The 21,269-nt window shown below is 60.4% G+C and carries 12 protein-coding genes; 7 read left to right on the top strand and 5 right to left on the bottom strand.

Annotated elements, in window-relative coordinates; genetic code table 11:
- The first annotated feature begins 3 nt into the window (after window positions 1–3).
- The 7 genes from ACA051_RS03130 (at window position 4) to ACA051_RS03100 (ending at window position 9,448) form a co-directional block, all read left to right on the top strand.
- Complete coding sequence (locus ACA051_RS03130) at window positions 4–1,221, top strand: DUF3426 domain-containing protein (protein WP_497373463.1); 1,218 nt, start codon at window positions 4–6, stop codon at window positions 1,219–1,221.
- 185 nt (window positions 1,222–1,406) lie between these two features.
- Entirely contained in the window at window positions 1,407–2,417 is a 1,011-nt protein-coding gene (gene dusB, locus ACA051_RS03125) for a tRNA dihydrouridine synthase DusB (protein ID WP_056746229.1), read from the top strand.
- Window positions 2,414–2,734, top strand: a complete 321-nt coding sequence (gene fis, locus ACA051_RS03120; RefSeq protein WP_007907419.1) for a DNA-binding transcriptional regulator Fis — start codon at window positions 2,414–2,416, stop codon at window positions 2,732–2,734. The genes dusB and fis overlap by 4 nt, the downstream gene beginning before the upstream one ends.
- Before the next feature lie 81 nt (window positions 2,735–2,815).
- Window positions 2,816–4,423 (top strand): bifunctional phosphoribosylaminoimidazolecarboxamide formyltransferase/IMP cyclohydrolase, encoded by a 1,608-nt coding sequence (gene purH / locus ACA051_RS03115; RefSeq protein WP_497373461.1) that lies wholly within the window; start codon window positions 2,816–2,818, stop codon window positions 4,421–4,423.
- A 191-nt stretch (window positions 4,424–4,614) separates the two neighbouring features.
- Window positions 4,615–5,910: a phosphoribosylamine--glycine ligase gene (gene purD, locus ACA051_RS03110; RefSeq protein WP_497373459.1), complete on the top strand. Its 1,296-nt coding sequence runs from the start codon at window positions 4,615–4,617 to the stop codon at window positions 5,908–5,910.
- 99 nt (window positions 5,911–6,009) lie between these two features.
- Window positions 6,010–8,787, top strand: a complete 2,778-nt coding sequence (locus tag ACA051_RS03105; RefSeq protein WP_497307563.1) for a hybrid sensor histidine kinase/response regulator — start codon at window positions 6,010–6,012, stop codon at window positions 8,785–8,787.
- A gap of 64 nt (window positions 8,788–8,851) precedes the next feature.
- Window positions 8,852–9,448 carry a MarC family protein gene (locus ACA051_RS03100; protein ID WP_007937197.1) on the top strand — a complete coding sequence of 199 codons (597 nt, stop codon included), beginning with the start codon at window positions 8,852–8,854 and terminating at the stop codon, window positions 9,446–9,448.
- Here ACA051_RS03100 and ACA051_RS03095 read toward each other — a convergent pair whose 3' ends face one another.
- From ACA051_RS03095 to cobG, 5 genes are all read right to left on the bottom strand, one after another.
- Window positions 9,449–16,396, bottom strand: coding sequence for a TcdA/TcdB pore-forming domain-containing protein (locus tag ACA051_RS03095; RefSeq protein ID WP_497373457.1), 6,948 nt, complete (start codon window positions 16,394–16,396; stop codon window positions 9,449–9,451).
- A 494-nt stretch (window positions 16,397–16,890) separates the two neighbouring features.
- Complete coding sequence (gene cobJ, locus ACA051_RS03090) at window positions 16,891–18,594, bottom strand: precorrin-3B C(17)-methyltransferase (RefSeq protein ID WP_497373455.1); 1,704 nt, start codon at window positions 18,592–18,594, stop codon at window positions 16,891–16,893.
- On the bottom strand, window positions 18,594–19,325 hold the full coding sequence (locus ACA051_RS03085; RefSeq protein ID WP_219093862.1) for a precorrin-2 C(20)-methyltransferase: 732 nt from the start codon (window positions 19,323–19,325) through the stop codon (window positions 18,594–18,596). The genes cobJ and ACA051_RS03085 overlap by 1 nt, the downstream gene beginning before the upstream one ends.
- Entirely contained in the window at window positions 19,325–19,951 is a 627-nt protein-coding gene (locus ACA051_RS03080) for a precorrin-8X methylmutase (protein ID WP_403102924.1), read from the bottom strand. The genes ACA051_RS03085 and ACA051_RS03080 overlap by 1 nt, the downstream gene beginning before the upstream one ends.
- Window positions 19,944–21,251: a precorrin-3B synthase gene (cobG, locus tag ACA051_RS03075; protein ID WP_497373453.1), complete on the bottom strand. Its 1,308-nt coding sequence runs from the start codon at window positions 21,249–21,251 to the stop codon at window positions 19,944–19,946. The genes ACA051_RS03080 and cobG overlap by 8 nt, the downstream gene beginning before the upstream one ends.
- Window positions 21,252–21,269: the final 18 nt, after the last annotated feature.

Raw genomic sequence — 21,269 nt, 5'->3', positions numbered from 1 at the left:
CGCATGACCGACAGCTTCGTCACCCAGTGCCCGCATTGCCAAACCAGCTTCCGCGTCAACCATGCTCAATTGAGCGTGGCTCGCGGAGTGGTTCGTTGCGGCTCGTGCTTGCAGGTATTCAACGCCGCCAAGCAGCTGCTTGAGCAACGGGCCGGCAAGGAAGCGGTCAAACCGGTCGCCCCGGCCATTGTCGAACCGCCGGCACAGCGAGCCATCAGCCAAAAGCAATGGACCGCTGCCGAAATGGATCTGGACAGCCTGGACCTGGACGAAGAACTCGCCCGGCTCGAGCAACGGGAAATCCAGCCGACCACGGAATTCGGCCGGCACCGCGAAGACGGTCTCAGCGCTCGGCGCGACTCTGTGGAGCACGACGAAGAGCCCTGGTCAGACAGCCTCTTCAGCGAATCGGCGGCCGATCGCGCCCAGGCGGTCGAAGCCGACCAACGGGAAACGCAGACAGAACCGGGCAAGCACTCGCGCACTGAACCTTCGTTCTCGCTGGAACCGGTTGATCTGGACGACGAGCCCCAGGTGCCGCAACTGCGCCTGAATGATCCACTCGACGTGCCCCTGCACCATGATCGTCTATCGGCAACCGATGTACCTGACGACGACCGGCCCCCAATTGTCCCTTTGCGCAAGCGACACGAACGCAGCGAGTCGACCGAACGTGTCGACGCCTTGCAGGACTTGACCGACGACCCGCTGCAACTGGATTGGCAACAACGTCGCTCCCCCTGGGGCCGACGGCTTTTCTGGCTGCTGCTGGTCCTGCTCGGTACCGCCGCTCTCGCCGGCCAATACATCGCTTACCACTTCGACGAACTGGCGCGCCAGGATCAGTACCGTCCGTGGTTTCAGCAACTGTGCCCGCAAGTCGGCTGCACGGTGCCATCGAAAGTTGATATCGCGAAAATCAAAAGCAGCAACCTGGTGGTCCGCAGCCACCCTGAATTCAACGGTGCCTTGGTGGTCGATGCAATCATCTACAACCGTGCGCCCTTCTCCCAACCCTTCCCGCTGCTGGAACTGCGTTTCGCCGACCTTAACGGCCACCTGATCGCCAGCCGTCGCTTCAAGCCCGGCGAGTACCTCAACGGCGACCTCGAAGGCCTGGCAGAGATGCCGCCGCAAACGCCGATCCACATCGCACTGGATATCCTCGATCCAGGCTCCAAAGCGGTGAATTACAGCCTGAGCTTCCACTCACCCGAGTGAAACGCTTCAGTGTTACCGCTTTGGCGGCATATTTCTGACTTTGACCGCTCAGCCCAAACCGCTGGCGATAACAGAATTACTGTTCAGATTTTGTTCAATTCAGCCTTTATCCAGTCATCGAGAGCGGGTATCATGCCAACCCTTTTTCGAACTCTCATGATCCGGCCCCACAACAGGGAAGTCCTATGTCGGCGGTACGCATCGGTCCATATACATTGCACAACGGCTTGATTCTCGCCCCCATGGCGGGCGTCACCGACCAGCCCTTTCGTCAGCTGTGCAAGCGACTGGGCGCAGGGCTTGTAGTCTCGGAAATGGTCACCAGCGACATGAGCTTGTGGAACACCCGCAAATCGCGGATGCGCATGATCCACGAAGGTGATCCCGAGCCCCGCTCGGTCCAGATCGCCGGTGGTGATGCACAGATGCTGGCGGATGCGGCCCGAGCCAACGTCGAACTGGGCGCACAGATTATTGACATCAACATGGGCTGTCCGGCGAAGAAGGTCTGCAACAAGGCCGCGGGTTCCGCCCTGTTGAAGGATGAGGCACTGGTGACCGAGATCCTGCAGGCCGTCGTGGCTGCGGTTGATGTGCCGGTCACCTTGAAGATCCGTACCGGCTGGGACCGGGACAACAAGAACGGTCTGACGGTGGCGAAGATCGCCGAGCAGGCAGGCATTACGGCGCTGGCGGTCCATGGCCGCACCCGTGCCGACCTGTACACCGGTGAAGCCGAGTACGACACCATTGCCGCGATCAAGCAGGCGGTGTCGATTCCGGTCTTTGCCAACGGCGATATCGATTCGCCCGAGAAGGCCCGGTACGTGCTCGACGCGACCGGTGCCGATGGCCTGCTGGTAGGCCGGGCCGCCCAGGGGCGGCCGTGGATTTTTCGTGAGATCGATCATTTCCTGCGTACCGGCGAAAAACTCCCGGCGCTGGAATTGATCGAGGTGGAACGCATTCTGCTAGAGCATCTGGCTGCGCTGCACGTCTTCTATGGAGACGTGATGGGCGTCCGTATCGCTCGAAAGCATGTGGGCTGGTATCTCGCAACCTTGCCGGGCGCCAGGGAGTTTCGCGCCCACTTCAATCGTTTGGAAGATACGGAAGCACAATGCGCCAACGTTCAGGGCTTCTTCGCCGAACGTTACAAGAGCCTGACAGGGGACGGAGAAGGGGTGGCCGCATGACGATGATGACCGAGACTTTAGTGAGTGGAACAACACCCGTGAGCGACAACGTGAATTTGAAACAGCACCTCAATACGCCGAGCGAAGAAGGCCAGACCCTTCGCGGGAGTGTCGAGAAGGCGCTGCACAATTATTTCGCCCACCTTGAGGGCGCTGCCGTCACGGATGTGTACAACCTGGTGCTCTCCGAAGTCGAGGCGCCCCTGCTCGAGTGCGTGATGAACTACGTCAAGGGCAACCAGACCAAGGCCAGCGAGCTGCTCGGTCTGAACCGAGGCACGCTGCGCAAGAAACTCAAGCAGTACGATTTGCTGTAAGCATTCAATCAAACCAGAAAGGCGCCCGCGTAAAAACGGTCGCCTTTTTTGCTGACTCCTTTGCTTTTGATGGAAATTGAAATGACCGACCAGACTACCCGCCTGCCGATCCGCCGCGCCTTGATCAGCGTTTCCGACAAGACCGGGATCCTCGAATTCGCCAAAGAGCTTGAAGCCCTGGGCGTCGAGATCCTCTCCACCGGCGGAACGTTCAAGCTGCTGCGCGACAACGGTGTTGCCGCAGTGGAAGTCGCGGATTACACCGGTTTCGCAGAAATGATGGACGGTCGGGTGAAAACCCTGCACCCGAAAATCCACGGCGGGATCCTCGGTCGTCGCGGTATCGATGACGCCATCATGAGCGAGCACGGCATCAAGCCGATCGATCTGGTAGCGGTCAACCTGTACCCGTTCGAAGCCACCATCAACAAGCCAGGCTGCGACCTGCCGACCGCTATCGAAAACATCGACATCGGCGGCCCGACCATGGTCCGTTCGGCAGCCAAAAACCATAAAGACGTGGCCATCGTGGTGAACGCCAGCGATTACGCCAACGTACTGGAAAGCCTGAAGGCCGGCGGCCTGACCTACGCTCAGCGTTTCGACCTGATGCTCAAGGCTTTCGAACACACCGCCGCCTATGACGGCATGATCGCCAACTACATGGGCACCGTGAACCAGGCCGCTGAGACCCTCAGCACCGAAGGTCGCAGCGAGTTCCCGCGCACCTTCAACAGCCAGTTCGTCAAGGCTCAGGAAATGCGCTACGGCGAGAACCCGCACCAGAGCGCGGCGTTCTACGTTGAAACCAAGCCTGCGGAAGTCGGTATCGCCACCGCGACCCAACTGCAAGGCAAAGAACTGTCATACAACAACGTGGCCGACACCGACGCCGCGCTGGAATGCGTGAAGAGCTTCGTCAAGCCAGCCTGCGTGATCGTCAAGCACGCCAACCCGTGCGGCGTGGCTGTGAGCCCGGACGCCGAAGGCGGCATCCGCCAGGCCTATGAACTGGCCTACGCCACCGACACCGAGTCGGCGTTCGGCGGCATCATCGCGTTCAACCGCGAGCTGGATGCTGAAACCGCCAAGGCCATCGTCGAGCGTCAGTTCGTCGAAGTGATCATCGCCCCAAGCGTCAGCGAAGAAGCCCGCGCCATCGTGGCGGCAAAAGCCAACGTGCGCCTGCTGGCCTGCGGCGAGTGGTCGGCTGATCGCGCCGCTGCCTGGGACTACAAACGCGTCAACGGTGGTCTGCTGGTGCAGAGCCGCGACATCGGCATGATCGGCGCCGATGACCTGAAAGTCGTGACCAAGCGCGCCCCGACCGAACAGGAAATCCACGACCTGATCTTCGCCTGGAAAGTTGCCAAGTACGTTAAGTCCAACGCCATCGTCTACGCCAAGAACCGTCAGACCATCGGTGTCGGCGCTGGCCAGATGAGCCGCGTGAACTCTGCGCGTATCGCCGCGATCAAGGCTGAACACGCCGGTTTGCAGGTGGCAGGCTCGGTGATGGCCTCCGACGCGTTCTTCCCGTTCCGCGACGGCTTGGATAACGCGGCCAAGGTTGGCATCACTGCGGTGATCCAGCCAGGCGGCTCGATGCGTGATGCGGAAGTGATTGCTGCTGCTGATGAAGCCGGCATAGCCATGGTATTCACCGGCATGCGCCACTTCCGTCACTGATTTTTGCTCTTTGCTTCTGTAGGAGCGAGGCTTGCCCGCGAAGAGGACGCTGCGGTGCAACTGCAATACCGAGGTGAGGCCTTCGCGGGCAAGCCTCGCTCCTACAGGTTCGGTGCACGGCGGATACCGCGCATCGTTAGCCAGGCAGCTGAGGCTGCTCCACAGAATTAGCGTCATCCGAGGTTTTTGAAATGAATGTTTTGATCATTGGCAGCGGTGGCCGTGAACACGCACTGGCCTGGAAAGTGGCTCAGGATCCGCGCGTGCAGAAAGTGTTCGTTGCCCCGGGCAACGCCGGCACCGCCATTGAAGCCAAGTGCGAGAACGTCGCTATCGACGTGCTGGCCCTTGAGCAACTGGCCGATTTTGCCGAGAAGAACGTCTCCCTGACCATCGTTGGCCCGGAAGTGCCTCTGGTCGCTGGCGTCGTCGATCTGTTCCGCTCCCGTGGCCTGGATTGCTTCGGTCCGACGGCCGGTGCGGCCCAGTTGGAAGGTTCAAAAGCCTTCACCAAGGACTTCCTGGCGCGCCACAAGATCCCGACAGCCGACTATCAGAACTTCACCGAGATCGAGCCGGCCCTGGCTTATCTGCGTGAAAAAGGTGCACCGATCGTGATCAAGGCCGATGGCCTGGCCGCCGGTAAAGGCGTGATCGTTGCCATGACCCTGGCCGAAGCCGAAGACGCCGTGCGCGACATGCTCGCGGGCAACGCATTCGGCGACGCCGGTTCGCGGGTCGTGATCGAAGAATTCCTGGATGGCGAAGAGGCCAGCTTCATCGTCATGGTCGACGGCAAGAACGTGCTGCCGATGGCTACCAGCCAGGACCACAAACGCGTCGGCGACGGCGACACCGGCCCGAACACCGGCGGCATGGGTGCCTACTCCCCTGCCCCGGTCGTGACCGCTGAAGTCCACAAGCGCGTCATGGACCTGGTGATCTGGCCGACCGTGCGCGGCATGGCCGATGAAGGCAACGTCTACACCGGTTTCCTGTATGCCGGCCTGATGATCGACAAGGCTGGTAACCCAAAAGTTATCGAGTTCAACTGCCGTTTCGGTGATCCTGAGACCCAACCGGTGATGCTGCGTTTGCAGTCGAGCCTGGTGTTGCTGGTCGAAGCGGCCCTGGCGCAAGCCCTGGACAAGGTCGAAGCGCAATGGGATCCACGTCCGAGCGTCGGTATCGTGCTGGCGGCTGGCGGTTATCCTGGCGACTACGCTAAAGGCGTCGCCATCAACGGCCTGGATGCAGCCTCCGCACTGGAAGGCAAAGTCTTCCACGCCGGCACTGCGCTCAAGGACGGTAAAGTGGTGACCGCCGGTGGTCGCGTTCTTTGCGCTACCGCCATGGGCGCCAGCGTTGATGCTGCCCAGCAACAGGCTTACAAACTGGCGGCAAAGATTGATTGGGAAGGCAGTTTCTATCGCAAGGACATTGGCTACCGTGCCATTGCCCGCGAGCGTGGCGAAAATCAGGAATAAGCGATCCGTTCGGCAGGGCTTGGGCTTCAGGCCCTTGCCGGACTGTTCCGACGCCGCGCATAGTTATAATCTGGCATCAACCTACGAAGGGATTTCGCCGTGCGCTGGCTCAGGATTGCCATAGGTTTTACTGTCACGCTGCTGACCTTGCTCTGCATGCTCCCGGCACAGGCCGCGCAAGGCAGTGGCTGGGCGGTATTGCTTGACGAACAGGGCGACCTGCAGCTGAGCGACATCCGTTCCGCGCGCTACACCAATCAATTCAGCCCCATCGAACTCGACCGCCTCACCGCGGCCGAGCCCGAAGGTGCATTGTGGCTACGCTTTCGGCTGGCGCCCGGCAAGCACGAACAATTGCTGCGAGTGTTCGCCCCCGACCTGTCGCGCCTCAATCTGTATGTGCTCGACGGCGACACGCTGATCGATCAACTGAACACCGGCACCGGGCAGCCCCAGGCTGACCGTCCCCTGCCCAGCAGCGATTTCATGTTGCCGCTGCCGCAAAGCGACAAACCTCTCGACGTCTACCTGCGGCTGGTGTCAGAACACCAGTTACGGCCGTACATCACCCTGCAATCGGCGATCATGACCGCGGCCAATCAGAACCAGATGCTGATTTACGGCCTGCTGTTCGGTTGCATCGGCATGCTGATCCTGCACAACCTCGTCCGCTATGCCTATACCCGCTCACGCAGCAGCCTCTGGCTGGCCGGATGCGAAGCGTTGTTGATGCTCAGCCTGTTGCTGTTACTGAATCTGGCAGGACCATGGCTACCCAACTGGCACGCGGTGCAGACGCCCGGCGCTTATCTCGCCTTGCTGCTGACGGCGCCGTGCGGCCTGATGTTCGCCTATCGTTTCTTCGCCCCGCTCGGGTCGCACCCGCTGAACAAGCTGCTGCTGGGGGACATTCTGTTCATCGTGGCCTGCGGCTTGCTGCTGTTGTTCGTCAACACGCTGCCGCTGAACATCATTACCTACGCCCTGGTCGCCCTGGCGGGCCTGAGCATGTTGTTCGTCGGTGCCTACCATTGGCAAAAAGGCTATCGCCCGGCGCGCCTGTTTGTGGCGGCGATGGTGGTGTTCAACATCGGCACGCTGATCATGTTGCCCGCCCTGCTGGGGCTGACGCTGGTCGCGCCGCAGGGCTTGATCATGACGCTGCTGGCGTTCATCTGCATCAGCGGCCTGTTGATGAGCATTGCGTTGGGCGAACGTCAGCGCAGCATCACCGAAGATCGTTTCAGCGTCAGCCGCGACCTGGCGGCCAGCAACGCCGAGATCAACGCCAAGGCCGAGTTCCTGGCGAAGATCAGCCACGAAATCCGTACCCCGATGAACGGCGTACTGGGCATGACCGAATTGCTGTTGGGGACGCCACTGTCGGTCAAGCAGCGTGACTATGTGCAGACCATCCATAGCGCCGGTAACGAACTGCTGACCCTGATCAACGAGATTCTCGACATCTCCAAGCTCGAGTCCGGGCAAATCGAACTGGACGACGTTCAATTCGATCTCAATGCCCTGATCGAAGACTGCCTGAGCATCTTCCGCGCCAAGGCCGAACAGCAGAACGTCGAGCTGATCAGCTTCATCCAGCCACAAGTGCCTCGGGTCATCAGCGGTGACCCGACGCGTTTGCGCCAGACCTTGCTGAGCCTGCTGGAAAACGCCCTGAAGAAAACCGAAGAAGGTGAGATCCTGATCGTCGTTGCCCTCGATGAACGCAGCGCCAAACCGCGCCTGCGCATCGCCGTGCAAGACAGTGGCGTGCCGATGGAGGCCGAAGAACGCGACGCCCTGATGCACGCCGAACTGCACAGCAAGCACTTCCTCTCGGCGACCAGCCTGGGCGGCAACCTGGGGCTGGTGATTGCGCGTCAGTTGATCCGTTTGATGCAAGGGGAATTCGGCATCAAGAGCGGCGCCAATCAGGGCAGCACCTTGTGGCTGACCCTGCCCCTGGACCCTGATCGTCTCGAACACCCGACCTCAGACCTCGACGGACCGCTGCAAGGTGCGCGTGTGCTGGTTGTGGACGATAACGACACCTGTCGCAAAGTATTGGTGCAGCAGTGCAGCGCCTGGGGCCTGAATGTCAGCGCCGTGCCGTCCGGCAAAGAGGCACTGGCGTTGCTGCGCACCAAGGCTCACCTGCGCGATTATTTCGACGTGGTCCTGCTTGACCAGAACATGCCCGGCATGACCGGCATGCAACTGGCGGCCAAGATCAAGGAAGACCCGAGCCTGAACCACGACATTCTGCTGATCATGCTCACCGGTATCAGCAACGCGCCGAGCAAGATCATCGCGCGCAATTGCGGGATAAAACGCATCCTCGCCAAACCGGTGGCCGGCTACACCCTCAAGACCACTCTGGCGGACGAACTGAATCAGCGCAACAAGGGCCCGGCCGTCTCGCCGCACCTGCCCTCCGGTCCGACGCTTCCGGTCAAGGTCCCGAGTGATTTCCGCATTCTGGTGGCCGAAGATAACAACATCTCGACCAAGGTGATTCGCGGCATGCTCGGCAAACTCAACCTGCAACCGGACACCGCCAGCAATGGCGAAGAGGCCTTGCAGGCGATGAAAGCCCAGCGCTACGACCTGGTCCTGATGGATTGTGAGATGCCGATCCTCGATGGCTTCTCTGCTACCCAGCAGTTACGTGCCTGGGAAGTCGGCAACCAGCGGATTCGCACCCCGGTGGTGGCGTTGACCGCGCACATCCTTGCCGAGCACAAAGAGCGCGCGCGCCAGGCCGGCATGGACGGGCACATGGCCAAACCGGTCGAACTGTCGCAATTGCGCGATTTGATCGAGCATTGGGTTGCACAACGGGATCAGCAGAACCGGGCGACGGCACCGGCCTCTTGAGCCGACAGACCTTGTAACGCCTGATAGACTCCTCCTCGACCTTCCCAGACTGTGAGCCTGCACCATGCTCCATGTGTTATTCAGCGTTTACCTGAAGATGCTGGTGCTCTACAGCCCGTTCTTCGTGTTGTCCTGCTTCATCAGCCTGACCCGCGGTTATTCACGCAAGGAACAGCGTCGGCTGGCCTGGAAAGTGGCCACCGCGACGCTGGTGTCCAGCGTCTTGCTGTACTTGTTCGGACGGGTGATTTTCAGTGTCTTCGGCATCACCGTGGACGCGTTCCGCATCGGTGCCGGCAGCGTGCTGTTTATTTCGGCACTGGGCATGGCCCAAGGCAAGTCGGCGGTGCAAACCGACAATGTGCAGCAGGACGTGACGATCGTCCCGCTGACGATTCCATTGACGGTCGGCCCCGGCACCATCGGTGCCTTGTTGGTGATGGGCGTGAGCCAACCGCATTGGGACGACAAACTCACGGCCATTCTCAGCATTGCCCTGGCCAGTTTTACGGTTGGCGTGGTCCTTTATTTGTCCAACCGCATCGAACGGATTCTCGGAGACCAGGGCTTGCAGATTGTCAGCCGGCTGATGGGATTGTTTGTGTGCGCACTGGCCGCACAGATTATCTTCACAGGCGTGAAAGGTTACCTGGTGCCCTGATCAGCCAGGGAGCGCAACGTCCTGAATAGCCGGTTCTGCGACCACCTCGACCTGAGAGGTCGACATCAGCTCCGCTAACGTTGCGCTGCCGGAAACGCCTTTTCGCCTCAGTAACTCGGTCACAATTTCCGAAACCGCACGTGATCGATAGCCATTGAGCGAAAGGAACACGTCACCTCGCAACGCCACATCCGCGGAGTAAACACCGCGAAAAATCAGGCTACGCCCGCTGTCCAGGCCGTTCATCACCAAGTGTTCATCGACCAGACTGACCCATAACTGATCCATGATTGAAGCGTCCAGAATCAGTTTCCCCGGAATCAACGGTGGGCGCTCAAGCGGATAACGACAATCGACGATGACCGAGTCAAGTTTCAACCAGGCCGCTCGGGTCAGTCGGCTTGTCGTGGCCCCCTGACCCATTTTGAGCACCAGAATGCTGACATCATCGGCAATCAACGGCAGAAGGTCATGGGTCGTCTTCGGCCCCTCGACCACCAGTACTTCGGCGTTTCGCTGGACATAGTCGAGCGGCCCGACCGTGCTTTTTTGCGGATAGGTGCGCAATAAACCATCTTCGCTTTCGTGCAACATCACGCTGGTTTGATCCCGGGTGCCCACCAGCGTGTAGTGCGCAGTAACGGTGGCTTTCGGAACCCGGATCAATCGACCGCTGCGGACCACATACCATTGAAGGTTGTCAGGGTCTTTGACGGACAGGAAATCGGCGCAGCGATATTCGTTCGCCAGCGCCGCCAGCGCCTCACTCAATGAACCTTCCAATGCTGCGACCCAGCGGCTGCCCACACCCGTTATCCGTACCGGGGCGTTGTGCTGTAAATCCACTTCCAGACCATCAAGCGTTGTTGCCCTCAGGCCAGCGCCCTCCACTTTCACGTCGGTAAAGGTCCAGGGCGCCCACTCCTGCATCGGAACGGGCAATGCTTCGGCTTGCAAAAGCCGGGTTCCCTGGCCGAATGCGGCGTTCAAGTGTGTCGTTTCGATAAAGCGCTGGCTGAAAATCTTGCCCGTTGAAAGATCGAATAACCAAGCGGCCTGATTGTCCGGAACAATACTCAGCAACCGCACTTCTTTGCCATGGCCAAGGTCCGCGAGCAACAGCCGATCTTCCAGGTACCAAGCGCACAAACCGGCGGCCCCCGTAAAGAGGGTCAACCCAAGGAGGGCGAAACTCGACACCGGATATTGCGTCGACACCGCCGGCAGTTCGGACCACCACTGGGCTCGATCCTTGAACCAGGTTTCGGTCAATCCGCCCAAGTGCAAATAGCCGTCCGACGTCAGATTGAAAAACAGGCCCGAGTCGGTCACAGCGAGATGACCCTGCTCAACCGCGACAACATTTTTCAGCCCTGTGGGGGCAATTTCTGTGGAAGACCATTGCACGCGCCCCTCGACCATCGATCTTTGCTGTCGCACGAGGCTTTGAATGTCCTTGTCATATGTAACGAAGACCTCGCCCTCGGCACCGTAGGGAGCGATAAGTAAAAGGGTGTTCAAGGCCTTGATCGAATCCTTCCAACCCCGCACATGGTGACGCCGGGCAGGTGCACGGATGATCAACCCGTCAACATCGCGGACCCAGACCAGATCACGGGACTTGTCTTCGCGCTGCCAACAGATCGAAGCCAGCGCACCAAGGCGCCAATCCACGGTATCTATGGACGCTGCCGGCACCACATAATTGCCCAGTACCTGTTTCCAGTCCGTCAGCGTGTCAGCCTCTAAAACAGCCTGCAGCGCTGGATCCTGACCAAGGGTGATCGAGCTGAGCAACACGGCTTGCCCATGGATCAGGAAAGTCAGTTCATCGCGCTGACCGTCCTTTGGAACGGACTGCTGCACAATTTGAATACCGCCGTTGGCCACGGCCTCACAGCGGGCAATGCTCAAGCCATCCTTGGCCAGCAGACGATAGCGCCGAATCAGCGTACCGGTGGTCGCGTCGACCTGCCAGATATCGAAACTCTCGGGGTGATAGAAATAGGCCGAGCCCTCGACCACGGCGCCCAGCACGGCCTCATCGGCCAGCAGGACATTCGGGTCGCGGATATACAGAAAGCGATCCTGAGCCGAGTCGTAATACGCAGCCACCGTCCTCGGTTCGTCCGGCTTTTCAAACGGCACCACGAAGTTGTGAACCGGGGTGTACGGCATGGCCAGTCGATGTTCTCGGGCCAATGACTTGAAGTGATCCAGCAGCGCCTGCTCCCCGAGCGCCGGATCGGCCTCTTCCTCGACCACCTCCAATTTCAGGCCCACAAGATCAACGCGCACGATGGTGTTACCCGCAAGCTTGAGCAACACATCGTGAACGCCGCCGCCACTGAACTTCACACCCAACGTGCCCGAATCGAGCCTGCCGCCAGGTGCTATCCGCAGGTCTGCCTCCGCCAGCCAGGGAGCCTGCAGCACCCAGCGCATGGCCGTGTGACCGGGCGCCTCGAGGACAAGGTTCACCCCGGGGTTGAGCAAAACGGAACACTGGGCACCGGCACCTTCTATGCGGTAGGAAACCAGGCCATGCCAGGCCTTCGGCAGGGCCGGCACCACCAGCGAGCGTTCGATGTTGTCGAGACGCACGTTGAATACCGTTGGCTTGTAGACAGGGTTCAGCCGGTTGACCACGTACTCGCCGGGAAACGAGTAAAACGAAAACAGAAACTGCCATTGCCCCTGCTCATTTTTTTTCTCCAGTCGACGGGCCGTATCGAAGCCACCGGCATGACGAAACGTGACAAACGGCAGCAACTTGTAGTCATAGCCGTACCAGGTTTTGGGTGTGCCGGGCAAAACGATCGACTGCCCGGGCTGCGGCGAGAAAGGCGCCGAGTCGGGTAACCCAAGGCCCCGGCGGATATCCATGGCGCGGACGTAATCGACATCGAAATCAGGTACCCCGAAATGGTCTCGAAGCGGGAACAGTTTCGGGCTGTCAAAACGGACCGTCGATGCGCGCAAATCAAGCTCGGCGAATACCGGCAAGGGATGCGCAATCCAGGCATTCGAGGCCTTGTCCAGATGATAGCCGCCCTGTAGATAAGCCTTTTCCAGCCCCTCAAAAAACAGGGCGACCTCCTTGGCTTCCTCAGCAATGGTGGCAAACCCTTCGGCCAGCGCAGCGACGCCCACTGCCAACCCGCCCAGAATCACCCCGGCACCGCCCAGCACCGCCGCCACGGTACCCGCCCCGGCCAATGCCGCACCCAGCCCGGCGGCGCCCAACACGGCGCTCGCGGAGTCGAACGCCAATTGCGTCCCGAACTGCGCCTTCTCAATGTCATTGGTGGCACGGCTCAACTGGTAAATATCAAACCCGACATTCACCATCCCCAGCACCGTACCGACGCCTTCATTGGCGACATGCCCCAACGCCTTTTGCACCAACGGCGCGCTGGTGCGGGCGATCAGCTTTTCATCGTCCAGTGCCTGACGCACCAGTGTCACAACGCCGACCACATCCACCACGTTGCCGTGGACCAATTGGGCGTAATTGACGTAGGCATGCAAGCGAATGGCCGTGGTCAGTGCCTTGTCACCCCCGCTGGCCGCGCCTTCGTGATGACGCAGTGCGTTCATCAAGGCTTGCACGGTGAAACCGGCATTGAGCGTATGGACGCTGCTGGCCTCCGTGGGGTCAGACAAGCTGGCCGAATCATGCGGTTGCGCTGCCAGCGTATGGAAGGTCTCCGAGAGGTAGTTCTTGATCCTCAGGAATCGCGGATCATCGGTGGTGACGCGCACAACGGTCCGCGCTGGATCGGTATCGACCAGGCTGATTTTGTACTCGCCTGCCGGGGTGATCTCCAGCGTATCGAACAACGCAACGGCGCCGGACGACAGCCCGTGTTGTGCCTGCAACTGCCGTGTCGCCTGCGCGATCTGTCTACCCCACCAGTGCGCGTCCAGCTCCAGTAACGAACTGCCCAGCACCCCATTGTTGACCAGAGACTGCCCTCGCGCGCTGGCCAGCCGCTGCCTGACCCGAGGCGCCTGTTCTGGCAGGCTGCCCGAATCGGAAAGACTCGACACCCGGACACCCGATGACAACACCTTTGCATTGAGGCGGCCAGCGTCGAGCTCAATCAAGTCAAAGGCCGGACGACTGGGTTCTCCATAAGCGGCGTATGGCACGGCCATCTCTTGGCTAACGAAAAAATGGGTCAGCGCTACGCTGAGCGCTCGCGCGGTATCGAACTCGAAAACACCAAAGTTCGGATCGTAGAAATGATAGGTACTGCGCTCGCCCGCAACACTTTTGGCCAGCAGCATCGAGTGGTTATCCGAGTTGAGCATCAAGGTGCTGCTGCCGGTTTTCGCTTCAAGCGTCGCGATCACCTCTGCCAGATCCGAGCGCATCACCGGCCCGCCGAGGTCATGGACATCAACGTCTCGAAGCTCTTCGATAACGTTCACGAATGCATTCGAATCGCTGGTACCGGGTTCAATGACCGCCAGGTAAAAACGCTCACGAAGGATGTTGCCCGCTTCACTCCCCTTGCTGATCGCCGCCGCCATGGCCAAGGCCAACGGATAGCAACGCCCAGCGATCCGGTCACCGACGCCCTGCAGCAACAAGTCCTGCGGCACCAGTTTGAAGGTGCCTTGGTCGAAGCTTTCCAGCACATCGGTCATGCGCTCGCTGATGCGGTCACGGAATTCGAGTTTTGCGACCTGCTGAATCCGGGCAACCTGGCGCCCCCATTGCACCAAGGTCAGCGACTGCTCCAGCGCCTGCTTTTTCAGCTCTATGCTGGTCTCGGACAGCGCGACGGAAGGTGTCAAAGCGCTGGCTAAACCGTCAACGAACGCGGGATGGTTTTCTTTGAACAACTCCCGCTCAATGGCCCCGTAGCGGTGTGACACGCCCAATTCAGACACGCTGTTGGCGAGGTTTTCCAGGCGCACGCGCAGCTGATCAAAATTGCGTTGATCCATGGCCCGCGCGCCGAGCAACGAACCGATCAGCAACCGCTGCCGGGGGTCAAGCTGCTCAATCTGCAAGGTCCCTCGGCCAATTCGGTGAAGCAATTCATCCAGAGCCAAATCCGCAGTGGCCGGCTCACCGACCAACGACGGCGGTAGCACGATCTCCTGCGCAAGGATGGATTGACGCTCATCAAAACTCAGCTGCAACGGCAGGTCGAAAGTCACCTCACCGGTGGTCCGCTGACTCATCGTTAGCAAAAAGGGTTCGCCAAGCTGCTGCGCCAGGGATTGCAGCAATTCAGTCGACAACACATGTCGCCCTTCAATGACTGGCCAGCCATGGTCGAAATGAATCGTCTGCCCCTTTAGCAACTGATCCACTTTGCCCACGTAACGCGCCTTGAATTGCCCGGCTTCCCACCGTTGTTTTTCGTTCTTGAGCCACGCCTCGGTGTCACTTTCATTTTCTTTCCAGGAGTGGTCCAGCTCCTCCTCCGTGGCCCGGTTCACCGTTGCGGTGGGGTCAATCGCCACATCCGTTCGCCAGGCACCTGCTGCGCGAGGGGTGAAATGCCTGTTTGCGTAATCCGCGAGCGCATCGCGCATCGCCGCGGGCCCGGTCAGATAGATGGTCTCTTCGCTTTGTGGGCGAATGCCGTCGCTGTAGTAAAAGGTCGCAGCTTTTGCCAGAAAATACAGGGCGAGCTCTACATCCATTGGCAGCGCTTGCAACGAACCGAATTGTTTTTCGACGACCTCCAGCGCAATACGACCTACCGCCTCATCATCGCTAGAGGCCTGCCTCTCCATGGCCAAGCGGGCCGTGGCATCAACGATTTCATAGTTGAGTTTGAAGCGATCGATCACGGCGTTGACCATCGCTGACCCGGCATGAGCCATCAGAAACGCATTACTCAGGCTGCTCCCTTCGGCAACCGCTCGCAGTCCGTCCGCCCGAACAAGACGTTCTACGGGTGCGCGAAAAACACTGTTCAACAGCGGACGACTTTTGGCGAACCGTTCCAGCTCCGCGCGATGCTCTTCAGGGATGCGCTCAAAGTAACTTGTGTACTTGCTTCTTGATGCCTCACGACCCGGCATCCACTCAGGGTTCTGATCCAGCAACAATTGCAGTACACCCACGCGTGCATCCGTTCTGAATTGACGAATGTCGACATCGCCCAGACTCTCCTGGAGCGGTGGCAGGTTATCGACATCTGCATAACTACCGCCTTCAGCCATCAAGGCCTCAATGCGCACCACATCGGAAGCCGCGGCAAAGTTGCCTCGCAGACTGATTTCCCGCTCGTAAATGGCCTGCAAGTGCATCGGTGTTTCATTCGCTGCAATATTACGAAGTTCCAAACCGCCCTCGGCCATGGCCGAGATACTCTGGTTATTCTTGTCCCGCAAGGCTTTCAAGGTCGCTTGATTCTGGCCATACCCACGAACCAGAAGATCAATGCGTGCCTCATCCGCATTAACACCGTGCGCTACCGCTTTGTTGACATGGGCGAACATCTGTTTTTTTAGAACAATGGCCCGTTCCTCATACTTATCAACAAGATCAAGATACGATTCGCTGCCATGTCCGCCATTAACCATCGCATCGGCCTTTGCGGCTTCGACAATGATCCGGTTGGTTTCATAGGCCAAAAGTGCATCGCTGTCGTACCAGAGTTTCACGGTATAACCCTGCCCGGCCAACACCTTGAGCCATACATTAATATAGTCGCGCTGGATAGCACCCAAACCACCGCCGAGCCAGACGAAGTGCAGGTTTTTTGGCACTTCGGTGGCCGCGATGCTCAACTGCTCAATGCTATTGGACAGGCGCGAGTGAAAGCCTTCGACCCTGTCGCGGATCTCGCTCAGCCCCGGGGCTACGTCAACCGGCTGTGCCGTTGGCAATTCGGTGCCCGCAGCGCGTCGACGCCGGCGCTTTGGCTCAACAAAAGACCCGAGGGCCTCGCGCAGCAATCCCAGCGGTGCGAGCATCCTCGGAAAATCAAGCACTGCGATACAAGCAAAGTAATATCGAAATACCGCGTCGTATTCGTCTGTGCCTTTATGCGTTTGTAATGCCTGTTCAAGATCAGACAGTTTGAATAGATCAATAAAATTGACGTAGCCGTTTACATGACGAGCTGTTTGTTCACCCATAAAGATACTTCCCTGTAAAAATAAAAGCGGGTTACCCACCAGGACGGAGAACCCCACCCGGTTATAAAACAACACTAACCGAACGTTTTTTAATCCTCAAAGAAGAAAACAAACAATTGATGACCTGCCGAACATTCAGAAACTTTAAACATTAAAAAACAACAGATAAAAGACAAGAAAAAGGACAACCATCAACAAATTCGACAGTTACCTTACACTTGAGTAAAACATCGACTTACATCAAGACATCGAACGGCCTGCCGCAATGACTTCCTGTTCATTAACAACAGACCGTTATAAAAGCGGCCTCAGAACGAGGCCGCCGACACTCACGAAGAGGGCTTGTCGCCATACCACCGAGGCGTATACACCCACTGGCCACCCTCGGCACGCGGGAACACGCAGGTGGTGGAAGAGCCGACCAGCACCATGGTGCGCATGTCGACCTGATCCGGGGTCAGATCACCCAGCGTGGTGACACGCAGTGTCTGGCCCGGACGACCGATGTCCCGCCCCAACACCACCGGCGTTTCAGCGGTGCGGTGCTGCGCGACAATCTCCAGTGCCCGACCCAGTTGCCAGGGACGCGACCGCGAAATCGGGTTGTAGAACGCCAGCGCCAGGTCGGCCTGAGCTGCCAGGTCCAGCCGCTGCTCGATGATCGACCATGGCTTGAGGTTGTCCGACAGGGACATCACACAGAAGTCATGCCCCAGCGGTGCGCCGGCCTGAGCGGCCGTTGCCAGGGACGCGGAGACGCCCGGCAGAATCTCCAGATCAACGCTGTGCCAGCCCGGCTCACTCGACTCGTGCAGCGCTTCGAGCACGGCGGCCGCCATGGCGAATACGCCCGGATCCCCCGACGAAACCACCACCACCGACCGCCCCTGGGCCGCCAGTTCAAAGGCGTGGCGAGCGCGCTGCATTTCCTCGCGATTGTCGGTGCAATGCAGCACTTGATCCTCGCGAAACGGCCCGGCCATGCGCACGTAGGTTTCATAACCCAGCACATCATTGGCGCGCGCCAGTTCGGCCTTCACCGCCGGCACCATCAATTCGGCGGCGCCAGGGCCCAGGCCGATCACGGCCAGACGACCGCGTGCACGCCCGATCTGTGCAACCTCCAGTGGCTGACTGGCTACCGCGATCGCGATGCCGCTATCCGCCGACACGACGGCAGCGTTCGGCACGGTGTGGCGGGCCAGTTCGCTGACGTCACCACTGGCCGTGGCAAACCGCAGCGGCACGCCCAGCTCAAGCGCCGCTTCACGCAACGCAGGGTTGGCCATGTGCAGATCGCTGGCCAGCAGACACGCCAGCGATTGCATGGCGATGTTTGCCTGATGCAGCGCCGCGCGAATCGCGTTCGGCAGATCCGCCACCTCGGCGTTCACCGCCACCAGCACGTTGCGTGGGTAGATCAGCAACTCATTGGCCGCCGGCGTGCGCTCGGCACTGCCAACATGAATCGATAACGGCGCCTGCGGGTCTTCCGGCAACTGCGCTTGCGCCAGCCACGGCGCGGTGCCTTCGATGCGCACACTTTGGCCGGCGAGCAGATCCGAGACAAAGCGTTTGCCCAGTTCCAGATCGCCGAGGGCATAGCCGCTGGGTGGATTGAGCAGGCAGGTACCGAAGCGCAGTTCACCGCTGGTGGTGATCGCCGGCGCCACTTCGAGACCGGCAGCAATCTCCCGCGCCATGACGTTCACGCCACCGAGACCGCCCAGCAGCGGCACCACGGCGCTGCCGTCTTCGGCCACGGCCAGCACTGGCGGCTCGGCGCCCTTCTCAAGCAACAACGGCGCCAGCGTGCGGATCACAATCCCGGCCGCGCACAAGGCAATGATCGGCGTGTCCTGCTGATAGAACTCGCGCACGGTCGCGCCGAACTCGTGATAGACACGGTCCGCGCCTTCAACCCGTCCGGCCAGGCCATGAATCAAGGCGCCGGGGAAAACCTGCTGGATCTTGCGCGCGGTCGCGAGGCTGCCATTGCCAAGAATGACAATCGCCGGAGCTGGACGGGCCATCAACCTTGCCACCGTTCGCCGGGAACGATGATCAACGAGAAGTACGGCGAGGACATCGGCTCGACCTGATCCAGCGGCACGATCTTCTGATTGGCCATGGTCGCGCGCTCGACGTACAGCGCCCGCTCCGCCAGACCCAGTTCTTCGAGCACCTGACGGACCTTGGGAAAGTTGCGTCCCAGCTTCATGATCACCGCCGCATCGGCATCGGCCAGACGACGTTTGAGGTCCTCGTGCGGCAATACGCCGGAAAGCACCGACAGGCTCTGATTGCGATACACCAACGGCGCGCCCAGCACCGAAGCACCGCCCAGCATCGAGCACACGCCCGGCACGACTTCGGCTTCGTAGCGGTCGGCCAGGCGATCGTGCAGGTACATGTAGGAGCCGTAGAAGAATGGATCACCCTCGCAGATCACCGCCACGTCACGACCGGCATCCAGATGCGCGGCGAGTTCCTCGCCCGCCGCATCGTAGAAATCGCTGATCACTTGCTCATACGACAGCGGCGCCGGCAGCGCTTCGGTGGTCACCGGATACACCAGCGGCAGCAGTGTTTGTGCGTCCTGCAAATGCGCTTCGATGATGCCGAAGGCGTTGCCCTTTTTACCCTTGGCGACGAAGTACGCCACCACAGGCGACTCGCGCAGCAAGCGCAGGGCTTTGACCGTAATCAGTTCCGGGTCACCGGGGCCGACACCCAGGCCGATCAAGCGTCCAGGCTGCTGCATCATTCGATCTCCGTGGCGAGGGCATTGACGGCCGCAGCGGCCATGGCGCTACCGCCCAGCCGGCCTTGCATGATGACAAACGGCACGCCGCGACTGTCGGCCGCCAGCGCAGCCTTGGATTCGGCGGCGCCTACGAAGCCGACCGGGAAGCCGAGGATCAGCGCCGGTTTCGGTGCGCCGGCATCGAGCATTTCCAACAGATAAAACAATGCGGTCGGCGCGTTACCGATCACCACCACGCTGCCTTCCAGATGCGGGCGCCACAGCTCCAGCGCGGCGGCGGAACGGGTGTTGCCCAACTCACGGGCCAGTTCCGGAACGCTTTCATCGCGCAGGGTGCAGATCACGGGGTTGTTGGCCGGCAACCGCGTGCGGGTCACGCCTTCGCTGACCATCCGCGCGTCGCACAGGATGGGCGCACCGGCGGCCAGCGCCTCACGCCCGGCCTTGCCCGCGCCTTCGGAAAATTGCAGGCCGTCGATGGCGTCGACCATGCCGCAGGCGTGGATCACCCGCACCGCGAGTTTTTCCAGATCGGCCGGAATTCGCTCGAGGTTGGCCTCGGCACGAATGATCGCGAAGGAGTTGCGATAGATCTCCTGACCGTCGCGGATGTAATCAAGCATCTAAAGGGCTCCGTGAGCGGGCGTCGAGCAAGGCCGCGACCGCTTCAATAGTAAGATTGCGTGCGTGCAGCGCGCCGAAACCCGGCTGCGCTGCATCGCGAAAATAGAGGTCGTAATGACCGGGAGAAACCGCCAGCAACGTGACCGGCGCGATGTGCGCCGCCGCACAGGAACGCGGGCAGCCGGACAGGTGCACGTTCAGCGTCTGGCCGTGACGTTGCAACCGCGCCGCCAGTTGTCGGGCATCGCCCTTGGTGTCAGCCAGGCCTTTGCCGCAGCCGGTCGAGCCGGTGCAGGCGATGAGATGCGCCAGGGCATCGTCGGCCGAGCAGCGCAGGCCGAGGTGTTCAAGGCTGTGGATAACGTGAGGCGCCTGGTTGTCATGGACCCCGGGCACCACGAGGCTTTGCCAAGGCGTGAAACGCAGCGTGCCGTTGCCCCGTTCGCGGGCCAGTTGTGCGGCGCCTCGGAGCATCGCCGGACCCAGGCGGCCCAGCGGCGGCACTGCGCCGATGTACACGCGGCCGCTGTCACGCTGTGGATGAGCGCCGATGTGCAGGGCACTTGGCGTTGCCTCGCGCTGCCACCCCTCGATGGGCATCAACGGCACACGCTCGGCGAGACGCGCGAGAAACCTTTCGAGCGAACATTCGGCAAGCAGGTGTCGCATGCGGGTCTGGTCGGGGCGCGCCAGTTCCAGGAACAACTCCAGCACCGCGACCACCAGCCCATGGCCCTGCTCCAGCGACACCGCGCCGGCGGGCAGGTCGACAAGGCAACCCGCCAGGCCGAAGACAAACACTCGCTCACCGTCTCGCTCAGCAGCGGACAACCAAAGATCATGCGAGTGTTCGAGCATTGCCAGCCCTTCGCCGCCATCCAGTTGCACGGCGAACTTGGCGCTGAGGTCGTGAAAGCGTTCATCGCTTTGCAGCGTGGCGAGGATCTGTTCGGCCAATGGGCGCGTATCGATCAGCATCCGCTGATCAATGCCGGCGCCGGGGCTGAGCATCAGATTGCGCACGTCATCGCCCGCTGCGCTGGTCGGGCCGAGTCCGGCCGCCATCAGGCTGTCGATCAAGGCACCGTGCTCACTGCCGATCCCACGAATCTGCAGGTTGGCGCGGTTGGTGGCCTCGATCACCCCGCCAGCGAAACGCTCGGCCGCATCGGCCACCGCTTCGGCCTGAGCCGCGCTGATCGAGCCGCCAGTCAATTTGATCCGGCAGATGCCGCCATCCAGTGCCTGGACAATACGCAGCAACCCCGGGCAGGCCGAGGGGCGTAAGGCTGAGGACATCGGGCGTTCGTTCAAGGG

Source organism: Pseudomonas sp. LBUM1669 (assembly GCF_059695705.1).
Note: the sequence above shows the minus strand (reverse complement) of the source record. Positions and strands in the feature narration are given on the sequence as shown.